At 51.8% G+C, this 10,191-nt stretch carries 8 protein-coding genes; 5 read left to right on the top strand and 3 right to left on the bottom strand.

Features of this window, described 5'->3' with window-relative positions:
• Together ABYT30_RS10625 and ABYT30_RS10620 are read right to left on the bottom strand one after the other, a co-directional pair.
• On the bottom strand, positions 1-209 hold a 209-nt coding region (locus ABYT30_RS10625; protein ID WP_373096383.1), incomplete at its 3' end, for a response regulator.
• A 44-nt stretch (positions 210-253) separates the two neighbouring features.
• Positions 254-1,843, bottom strand: coding sequence for a PAS domain-containing sensor histidine kinase (locus ABYT30_RS10620; RefSeq protein WP_373096380.1), 1,590 nt, complete (start codon positions 1,841-1,843; stop codon positions 254-256).
• Positions 1,844-2,000: 157 nt separating this feature from the next.
• On the opposite strand from ABYT30_RS10620, the gene ABYT30_RS10615 reads away from it, so the two are divergent.
• On the top strand, positions 2,001-3,629 hold the full coding sequence (locus ABYT30_RS10615) for an NAD+ synthase (RefSeq protein WP_373081904.1): 1,629 nt from the start codon (positions 2,001-2,003) through the stop codon (positions 3,627-3,629).
• Between the two features lie 85 nt (positions 3,630-3,714).
• Positions 3,715-5,319: a glycerol-3-phosphate dehydrogenase/oxidase gene (locus tag ABYT30_RS10610; protein ID WP_373096378.1), complete on the top strand. Its 1,605-nt coding sequence runs from the start codon at positions 3,715-3,717 to the stop codon at positions 5,317-5,319.
• 188 nt (positions 5,320-5,507) lie between these two features.
• On the opposite strand, the gene ABYT30_RS10605 is transcribed toward ABYT30_RS10610, so the two are convergent.
• The gene (locus ABYT30_RS10605) at positions 5,508-6,380 is read right to left on the bottom strand and encodes an outer membrane protein assembly factor BamD (protein ID WP_373081902.1); all 873 of its coding nucleotides are present in this window, start codon (positions 6,378-6,380) and stop codon (positions 5,508-5,510) included.
• 97 nt (positions 6,381-6,477) lie between these two features.
• Between ABYT30_RS10605 and rluD the strand changes: the two genes are divergently transcribed.
• From rluD to ABYT30_RS10590, 3 genes are all read left to right on the top strand, one after another.
• Positions 6,478-7,434, top strand: a complete 957-nt coding sequence (rluD, locus tag ABYT30_RS10600; protein WP_373081900.1) for a 23S rRNA pseudouridine(1911/1915/1917) synthase RluD — start codon at positions 6,478-6,480, stop codon at positions 7,432-7,434.
• The gene (gene pgeF / locus ABYT30_RS10595) at positions 7,435-8,202 is read left to right on the top strand and encodes a peptidoglycan editing factor PgeF (protein ID WP_373096377.1); all 768 of its coding nucleotides are present in this window, start codon (positions 7,435-7,437) and stop codon (positions 8,200-8,202) included.
• Positions 8,203-8,319: 117 nt separating this feature from the next.
• Positions 8,320-10,191, top strand: a 1,872-nt coding sequence (locus tag ABYT30_RS10590; RefSeq protein WP_373096375.1) for a Clp protease N-terminal domain-containing protein, incomplete at its 3' end; no start/stop codon positions are given.

The following is a 10,191-nucleotide window of genomic DNA, read 5'->3' as shown; positions in this document are numbered from 1 at the left end:
TGAATGTGGCGAACGATTTCTAAGCCAGAGCCGTCGGGGAGCTTAATGTCTGTCAAGCAGAGGCTAATATTTTCGGTCTCGCTCAGTGCTCGAATCGCATCACGAACATTCCCTACCGCGATGGTATGCAAACCCATGCGACTGATGGTGATATCGAGTAATTCCCGAATATCCGGTTCGTCGTCGATAATCAATACGGTCTGTTGCATAGGCGTTCGCTCTTTCAAATCGCTATCTCAATTGGTTGTAAATTTTAGTCTGGCAATGCACTGCGATCAGGGTGGGAGAATTGTAAGCGAAAACAACTTTCTTTGAGCGCAGTGCGTTGATAATAAATATGAATTTGGTTGGCTAGGCAGAGTTCGCGACATAAATAGAGACCCAAGCCATTCCCTTGCGCCTGAGTGGTAAAAAAAGGCTCAAATATTTTATCCATGTCCTCTGCCTTAACGCCGTCACCATTGTCGATAATATCCAAAATGACCGCGCCGGAGCGCGTTAGTGTGCTGCAGCGAAAACGTAGCTCGGCGCGACCGTGTTTGGCTGCACCGTGCCGAACCGCGTTTTCAGCAATATTGGATATGATTTGGCTGAGCTGGCTACGGTCAACATTGACGACGTCCATTTTGCTATTGTTTTCTATTTCGATCTTATAATCATGGCGTTCGGTGGGGCGCCAATCTGCAGCAAATGCCTCCAGCCAGCTGTTAAGCGTAAACCGCTCAGGTTGCGGCGGTCGGCCTCGGGAAAGTTCGAGGATATTTTTGATGATGTCATTCATCCGCTGAGCGTGATTTTGAATGATTTCGGTGAAGCGCGCGTCACTGCTGTCGAGGTGGGGGCTTTCGGCAAGCAGCTGGGCGGCGTGACTTATGGCGCTAAGGGGGTTGCGAATTTCGTGGGCGATACTGGCGGTGAAGCGGCCCAGTGATGCCAGTTTTAGGTTTTGCGCTCGCTGAGTAATTTTACTGATATTCTCAAGATAGAGCAGGCAGTCGCTGTGGTCGTGGGCTTCGAGGTTGGTCATATTAACGTGAACATCAAGTTGGCGTGGTCCAATGCTGATGATCTTTGAGTCGTTAACGGCCTCTTTGGCCATTTCAATGAGAATCGCAGGTGCATATTGCTCTTGTTCGGCATTGCTTGGGCGGATATCGAGAAGTTCTTGCGCGGCATCATTAATGAGTTTGATATGCCCTGTGCGCGACATCACAATAATGCCGGTTTGCATCCTTTGTACAATGCGCTGGTTAATCGCCGATAATTTTTCAATATCGGTTCGACGCCGTTCGGCTAATTGCTGGGTTTTGACAATCCGTGCGCTGAGGTAGCGAATGGCGATGGCTGCGGAGAAATAGGCCATGCCGGTAATGCCGGCAACAATAAATTGCTGAGTGCCGACTCTTTCATAGAGGGTGTGAGCTGCGACCTCGCTAATCCCAGAGATGGTTGCCAGCGCGGCGATGGCTAAACTGAGTTGGCTGGGCAGGGTCATGCTAGCTGCGCTGATTGAGACTATGAGCAGCAGGGGGAGCCCGGAATCGGCGCTACCAGAGCAATAGCTCATAAACATGATGGCGCCAATATCGACAAAAAACTCAAAAAACAGTTGGGTGGTGGAGTAGCTTCCCTTCAGCAAATAGTGGCGTAGTAAGAGGCATAGGGCAAAAATGGCGTACCCCGAGGCGGCCGCAGCAAAAAGCTGGGGTGCGCTGGTGCCTAGCGTGGACTTGGCCGGGCCAAACATCAGGGCAACAAATAGGGCTGCCGCTAGTAAAAAGCGGTAAGCACTGTAAACGCGCATAATTGCGCGCTGCTGGATGTGGTCTTGGGCAATGGCCATAAAATACCTTTACTGATTTTCGCCTCAGTTTATACGTCCGTAGTGGGGGATGCACTCCCGCTTATTTGATAGAATAGAAGGCCACGACAGAGTGCTGTGGTCGACCAGCCTTTAAAGGGGCGAATTTAGCCCTGTTTTTGTAGATGGAAACCGTTTAATGACTTCATTGCGTATTGTGCTTGCTCAGATTAACCCGGTAGTAGGGGATATAGAGGGCAACACCAACAAAATCATTGCCACTATTGAGACGGCGGTTTCCCGTCATGATCCTCAGTTAATCCTGTTTCCTGAGTTAGTGGTTACTGGCTATCCGCCAGAAGACTTGCTGCTGCGTGACAGTTTGGTTCACCGCATTGAGCGGGCGCTGCATAAAATTGCCAGTCAAGCGCCGAAATGCTACGTAGTCGTGGGTTATCCGCGGGCTTTGGACGATAACTTGTACAACACCGCCGGCGTGTTTTTTGGCGGTAAACTGGTCAATGAATACCATAAGCAATGCCTGCCGAATTACCGCGTGTTTGATGAAAAACGTTATTTCAAAGAGGGCAAGCACACCTTAGTGATGGATATCTTTGGGGTGCCAACGGCAATCAGTATTTGTGAGGATGTTTGGGAAGATGCCCCCACTGCCGGCGCCAAGGCCGAAGGCGCGAAGCTTATGCTTAATCTCAGTGCGTCACCATTTCACGCTGGCAAGCAGATTGAGCGCGAGGCGCTATTGGCTCAGCGCGCGTGGCAGGGCGGTATGCCGGTGGTGTACTGTAATTTGGTCGGTGGGCAAGACGAATTAGTCTTTGATGGCGCCTCAATGGTGGTCTCTGCTGAGGGCGAACTGATTGCCCGTAGCCCAGCTTATATTGAATACATCAATTGTGTGACCGCCAATTGGGATGGTCGTCGTCTGCGTTTTGACGAGGGTGAAGTTAGTGATTTGCGCCCCGTTTTGGAAGATATCTACGAAACCTTGGTCTTGGGTGTTCGCGACTACGTCAATAAAAATGGTTTTAAGAGCGTCGTTTTAGGCTTGTCAGGTGGGATTGATTCCGCGGTGACTTTGGCAATTGCCGTAGATGCCCTCGGTGCAGACCGGGTTGAGGCTGTCATGATGCCGTTCCGCTACACCGCATCAATGAGTATGGAAGATGCCCAAGCGCAGGCGGCGATGCTAAAAGTGCGTTACCAAGTGATCTCCATAGAATCTGTGTACGACGCCTTTATGCTCGCCCTTAGTGATGAGTTTGAAGGCATGAGTGCGGACAAGACTGAAGAGAATCTGCAGGCCCGCTGCCGGGGTGTTTTACTCATGGCGATCTCCAATAAAAAGGGTTCGCTGGTGCTGACCACCGGCAATAAGAGTGAAGTGGCGGTGGGTTACTCCACTTTGTACGGTGATATGGCCGGCGGCTTCGACGTGCTTAAAGATGTATCGAAGATTCGGGTGTTTGAATTGGCCCGCTATCGCAACACTTTGTCACCAGCGATTCCACAGCGGGTAATCGACCGGCCACCTTCAGCGGAGCTGGCACCCGACCAAAAAGATGAAGACAGCCTGCCGCCCTACGAGATTCTCGATCAGGTCATTGAGCGTTACATTGAACACGATGAGAGCGCGGAGACAATTATTGCGGCAGGGTTTGAGCGTGAGATGGTCTATCGAATATTGCGATTGATCGATATTAATGAATATAAGCGTCGTCAGGCGCCGATTGGTACGCGTATTACTGAGCGAGGCTTTGGTCGTGATCGACGCTACCCCATTACCCAAAAGTGGCCTATCGGGGATTAATTCGCGCTAGTGCTTGTCTATCGGCCTCGGTTGTAATCATGGCAGCCGGGGTATCTCCTTATTTTGTGAACAGGGTTAGTGCGGCATGGAATTACGGGCAAGCAATGTACGCAAACTCCAAGGTGGGACTTTCGATGTTCTAATTCTTGGTGGCGGAATTAACGGCGCGGTGTCTGCTGCGGCGTTGGCTGCCAAGGGCGTGAAAGTGGCCTTAATCGATAAAGGCGACTTTGCCAGCTTAACTAGCTCCAATTCTTCCAATTTGGCCTGGGGCGGCATTAAATACCTCGAAAATCACGAATATTTTCTGGTGAATAAACTCTGCCGAAGCCGTAATCATTTGATGCGCAGCTACCCCTCAACGGTAAAAGAAATTCGTTTTCTCACCACGATTCAACGAGGGTTTCGCTTTCCGGCCTTTTTGGTCTATTTGGGCACTATTGTGTACTGGCTCTTTGGCCGTTTTGTGACCCGCGCGCCGCGCTATATGAGTCGAAAGGCGCTGGCCAAAGCCGAGGCAGTGATTGATACCAGCAATGCTGAGGGCGGTTTCGAGTACTCCGATTGCTATCTCTACGACAATGATGCCCGATTTGTTTTTAATTTTGTGCGCACTAGCCTTAATTACGGCGGGATTGTCGCAAACTACGTGGAGTCCCTCGGCGCTGAGCGCCGCGATGGTCTCTGGCATAGCCAGGTTCGCGACAATATCAGCGGCGAGCAGTTTAGCATTCGCGCCAAAGTCCTGATTAATGCCTGCGGCCCTTATGTCGACGCCCATAACCAATTGAGTGGGCAGCACACTGCGCATCGCCACTTGTTCTCCAAAGGTATTCATCTGATCGTGGATCGGATTACTGAAAATCAGCGAATATTGACCTTCTTTGCCAGCGACGGTCGCTTGTTCTTTGTGATTCCCATGGGTCCTAAGACCTGTATTGGTACGACGGATACCCAAGTCGAGAGTCCCGAGGTGTCGGTGACGGGTGCTGATCGGCATTTTGTCTTAGATAATGTTAACGCCTTGCTCAAGCTGGAAAAGCCATTGACCCTAGCCGATATTATTTCCGAGCGCTGTGGTGTGCGGCCTTTGGCGCTTAAGGGCGAAGACGGCGTCGCGGACTGGGTTAAGCTGTCTCGAAAACACGCCATCGACGTCGACAAACAAGATCAACACCTCAGTATTTTTGGCGGCAAACTCACCGATTGCATTAATGTTGGTGATGAAGTTGCCGAATTAGTGGCGGATTTAGGTATAGACGTGCCCTATGCCAGCAAACGCTGGTATGGCGAGCCGGGCCGCAGTGTTAAGCGGGAATACCGGCATCAGGCCAAGTTGATGAATCTCGATGCCATGACCGACCCGAGCTCCTCAGAACCACTGACAGAGCGCTTATGGCGGCGCTACGGCCGCAGCGCCATCGAAATGCTGGAAATGATCCGCGAAGACCCCGCCTGCGCAGAGCTACTTATCGAGAACGCCGAATATTTGCGCTGTGAAATAGAGCATGCCGCGCGAAGGGAGATGATCACCAAATTAGACGATTTCCTGCGTCGCCGCTCAAAGATTGCTTTGGTGGTCCGCCGAGAAGACATCATCAATGCCCCCGGCCTGCGGGAAGCCTGTGAGATTTTGTTTGGTGATGAAGCGGAGGCGAAGTTGCAGGAGTATGTGGCGGCGAGTGCCTGAAATTTTAGGGAAGAGAGTCGGACGTCAGACGTCGAATGTCGGACGAAAAACCAGCTATTGGAGAATTTAGTGGTTGTCGAACTTGGCCAGCTCTTAGCTTTCGACATAAAAAAGCCCAAGACCGTTGCTACGATCTTGGGCTCCGGTGCTTTTACGTCAGACGCCTGACATCAGACTTCCAGCTAGCCCTACTGCTCCGTCTCTTCCCGATTATCAAACTTCGGTGGCTCATAGCGATCAAACAAGCCTAAAGTCGCTTTATTGATAATAGAGGATTCCTGATCGATACCAACTTGGCTAACAAAGTTGCCATTTTTATCGAGAGACGGGTGATTGGGGTAGTTTTTACGTAGCACCATCAGTGACTGGTCGGCCAAATCATTCATTTCTAGCAGCAAGTACGCTTGTACCATGACCGCTAAGGCGTCTGGGATGGCGGGGGTTTGCGGCAGATTTTCAATCACATAGCGGCCGCGATTGGCGGCGGCCAAGTAGGCTTTGCGCTTGAAGTAGTAGTTGGCAACGTTAATTTCATAGCGGGCCAGACGGTTGCGCAGTTGCACCATGCGGGCTTTGGCGTCTGGAGCGTATTCACTATCAGGGAAGCGCTGCAGTAACTGACGGAAGTCGTCAAAAGACTGAATGGTCGAGCCAGGGTCACGCTGGGTCATATCCGTGGGGATAAAGCGCTCTAAAAAGCCCTCGCCTTCCGTGTAGTTGGCCAGTCCGCGCATATAATAGGCATAGTCGACCTTAGGATGCTGTGGATGCAGACGAATAAAGCGATCAGCGGCAGATACCGCGGCTTCGTTGTCGCCACCGCGATAATAGGCGTAAATAATCTCTAACTGGGCCTGTTCGGCGTATGGGCCGAAGGGGTAGCGACTTTCTAAGAGCTGTAAATTGTCCACGGCCAATGAAAAGTTTTTGCTTTTCAGGTAGCCTTGCGCAGCTTCGTAGATTTCTCGCTCCGACATTTCGGGCCGATCTGGGCCACTGGCACAGCCAGTAACCAATATGCTTATAAAGAGAAGTGCAAAGACCTTAACGACAGCTTTCATGTAATTTTTCCAAATAGCGGAATATCCCCGATGACCCCCTGCCTTAGCAAGGGCCTGCTATTTAAACACAGCGCGAAGATGGTATAAAGAATCAGCTATGACCGAGATTATAGATCGACAGGAAATTGTCCCTGCAGGCTTCAATGGCGACCGTTTTGACCAGGTTGCAGCGCAGTTGTTCCCAGAGTACTCGCGCTCGCGCCTACAGACCTGGATAAAAAGCGGTGAGCTCACTGTTAATGGTGAGGTTCAGCGTACTCGCGACAAAGTTTACGAGGACGATAAGCTGGCTTTACATGCTGAACTTCAGTCGGAAGTACGCTGGGAAGCTGAAAAAATTGAGCTTGATATCGTCTATGAAGATGACCATGTCATGGTGATAAATAAACCCGCAGGTTTGGTGGTGCACCCCGGCGCAGGTAATCCCGACGGTACATTGTTAAATGCATTGCTAAATCACTTCCCAGATATCGCGACGGTCCCCCGTGCGGGTATTGTCCACCGTCTCGACCGGGATACGACAGGCTTGATGATCGCCGCCAAAACCTTAGAGGCGCATACGAGTCTGGTTGCCCAGCTTCAGGCCCGAGAAGTACACAGGGAATACGATGCCGTGGTCTTTGGCACCATGACTGGCGGCGGCACGGTAGATGAACCGATGGGCCGCCATCCTCGTCAGCGCACTAAAATGGCGGTTAGCCAAATTGGTGGTAAGGAAGCGATTACCCATTACCGAGTTACTCGGCGGTTTTTAAACCATACCCATATCCGCTGTTTTCTGGAAACTGGCCGTACCCACCAAATACGGGTGCACATGGCGCATATTAAATACCCTCTTATTGGCGATCCGCTCTACGCTGGGCGGCCGCGCTTGCCCAAGGGAGCTAGTGAGGTGTTGATTACGCAGTTGCGCGGCTTTGGTCGTCAGGCGCTGCACGCTCGTCGTTTAGAGCTAGAGCACCCCATTTCCGGTGACACCATGTCCTGGGAAGTGCCGCTGCCAGAAGATATGAAAGCCTTGCTCGCAGTGCTGTCTACCGAGGACGTACGCTGAATGTGGCTGACGCCTGATTGGCCTGCGCCAGATTCGGTGGTCGCACTGTCGACCACTCGAAATGGTTTCGCTGATTTTAATGGCGCCAGTACGGGGCCGTATGCAGGCTTCAATCTTGGTGATCACGTTGCCGACAGCCCAGCGGCTGTGGCGGAAAATCGCCGCCAGTTGGTGGGGCAATGCCAAGGCTTAGGCCGTATTGGCTGGTTGAATCAAGTTCATGGCACTGACATTGTCACCCTGGGGCCGGCGTCGAAAGACGTGCTTAGCGCTGACGCGAGCATAACGAGTGACGTTGGTTTAGGCTGCGGTATTTTAACAGCTGATTGTGTGCCAGTTCTTTTTTGCCGCCGCGATGGTAGCCAGGTCGCCGCTGCCCACGCTGGTTGGCGAGGGCTGTGCGCAGGGGTGTTAGCAAATACCGTGAGCGCCTTTAATTGTCCAAGTCATGAATTACTGGCGTGGATTGGTCCAGCTATCTCCCAGCTTCACTTTGAGGTGGGTGCTGAGGTTTACCAGGCTTTTTTGAGCGATTTTGTCGGGCCGGTGCCGGCGGAAGTTGATGCCGCGTTTAGTTCTGCAGAGCACAAGCCGGGACACTATCACGCTGACTTGTACGCTTTAGCGAAAGCGCAATTACTTGCCCTGGGCGTGGGCTGGGTCGGCGGCGCGCAGCGCTGTACTTTTGCCGAAGCAGAGCAATTTTATTCCTTTCGCCGCGACGGCATAACCGGGCGTCAGCTCAGTTTGATCTACATCAAACCGTAGTCACTTACCTAGGGTTTACCCCTAGATCATCTTGAAATTTGCGCAGCGCTCCCCCATTTATAAAGCATGACAAGTGAGGGCGAGTGCTCTCTCTTAATGCTTGCCGGAGAGATAAAGATGCGAATAGATCGATTTACAACTTCTTTGCAGACTGCCGTTGCAGACGCTCAGTCGCTGGCGCTGGGCAAAGATCATCAATATATCGAGGCCGTGCACCTGCTCAGCGCCTTGCTTAAACAGCAGGGCGGCACAGCCAAACCACTGTTGAAACAAGCGGGCGCGAATTTACCTGTGTTAGAGCAGGGTATTGCGACGGCACTAGAGCGCATGCCCACGGTGCAGGGCGCAGGCGGTGATGTGCATATATCACCGGCTTTGGCGCGCATATTTAATGTCACTGACAAGCTCTCTCAACAGCGCAAAGACAGCTATATTTCTAGCGAGTTGGTATTACTGGCGATATTGGAGTCCAGTGATGAGGCCGCCAAGCTTCTCGCCGATAGCGGCGTTAAAAAGGGCGTGCTCAATGATGCTATCGAAAAAGTTCGCGGCGGCCAATCAGTTGATGACGCCTCGGCGGAAGAGTCGCGCCAAGCACTAGATAAATACACTATTGATCTAACCGAGCGCGCCGAATCTGGGAAGCTCGATCCGGTGATTGGTCGCGATGATGAAATTCGCCGAACCATTCAAGTATTGCAGCGCAGAACTAAAAACAACCCAGTACTGATCGGTGAGCCGGGCGTGGGTAAAACCGCGATCGTCGAAGGTCTGGCACAACGTATTATCAACGGTGAAGTCCCCGAGGGTTTGAAAAACAAACGAGTCTTGTCTTTGGATTTAGGCGCTTTGTTAGCGGGCGCTAAATTCCGTGGTGATTTTGAGGAGCGCCTAAAAGCGGTGCTCAATGAATTATCCAAGGAAGAGGGGCGGGTGATTCTGTTCATAGATGAGCTGCACACCATGGTCGGCGCCGGTAAAGCTGAGGGTGCAATGGACGCGGGCAATATGCTTAAACCCGCCCTGGCGCGCGGCGAGTTACACTGCGTGGGCGCCACCACCTTAAATGAATATCGCCAGTCTATTGAAAAAGATGCGGCGCTGGAGCGGCGCTTCCAAAAAGTGTTGGTGGAAGAACCCTCCGAAGAAGACACCATTGCTATTTTGCGCGGCCTAAAAGAGCGCTACGAAGTACATCACGGTGTTGATATTACTGACGCGGCAATCATTGCTGCCACCAAATTGTCCCAGCGCTATATTACTGATCGTCAGCTGCCCGATAAGGCGATTGATTTAATCGATGAAGCTGCTAGCCGCATTCGTATGGAAATTGATTCCAAACCGGAGGTTATGGATAAACTCGAGCGGCGTTTGATTCAACTGAAAATTCAGCGCGAGGCCGTGAAAAAAGACGACGACCTTGCCGCTAAAAAGCAGTTGGAATTACTCAATGCCGATATCACCAAGGTCGAGAAAGAATTCGCCGACCTGAATGAAATTTGGAAGGGTGAGAAAGCGGCGCTACAGGGCTCTGCGCAAATTAAAGTGGACCTGGAACAAGCCAAGCTTGAGCTGGAAACCGCCCGTCGCGCGGGGGATTTAACCCGCATGTCTGAGCTGCAATACGGCAAAATTCCTGAGTTGGAAAAACAGCTCGCCAGTGCCGACGCAGTTGAACACGGCGAAATGCAATTGCTGCGCAATAAAGTTTCCGAAGAAGAAGTCGCTGAAGTAGTGTCCCGCTGGACTGGGATTCCCATCAGTAAAATGCTGGAGGGTGAGCGCGACAAATTACTGCGTATGGAAGATGAGTTGCACCAGCGGGTTATTGGTCAGACCGAGGCGGTCGATGCAGTGTCTAATGCCGTGCGCCGCAGTCGCGCCGGTTTGAGTGACCCCAATAGGCCCAATGGTTCCTTTCTGTTTTTGGGGCCAACTGGGGTCGGTAAAACCGAGTTGTGTAAGGCCTTGGCGATGTTTCTCTACGAC

The sequence above is a fragment of the Zhongshania sp. genome, assembly GCF_041623545.1.
Classification (GTDB): Bacteria; Pseudomonadota; Gammaproteobacteria; order Pseudomonadales; family Spongiibacteraceae; genus Spongiibacter.
Note: the sequence above shows the minus strand (reverse complement) of the source record. Positions and strands in the feature narration are given on the sequence as shown.

Coding starts and splice junctions, on each gene's coding strand:
- ABYT30_RS10620 (WP_373096380.1), bottom strand. CDS start 1,843: ATGGCCATTGCCCAAGACCACATCCAGCAGCGCGCAATTATGCGCGTT.
- ABYT30_RS10615 (WP_373081904.1), top strand. CDS start 2,001: ATGACTTCATTGCGTATTGTGCTTGCTCAGATTAACCCGGTAGTAGGG.
- ABYT30_RS10610 (WP_373096378.1), top strand. CDS start 3,715: ATGGAATTACGGGCAAGCAATGTACGCAAACTCCAAGGTGGGACTTTC.
- ABYT30_RS10605 (WP_373081902.1), bottom strand. CDS start 6,380: ATGAAAGCTGTCGTTAAGGTCTTTGCACTTCTCTTTATAAGCATATTG.
- rluD (WP_373081900.1), top strand. CDS start 6,478: ATGACCGAGATTATAGATCGACAGGAAATTGTCCCTGCAGGCTTCAAT.
- pgeF (WP_373096377.1), top strand. CDS start 7,435: ATGTGGCTGACGCCTGATTGGCCTGCGCCAGATTCGGTGGTCGCACTG.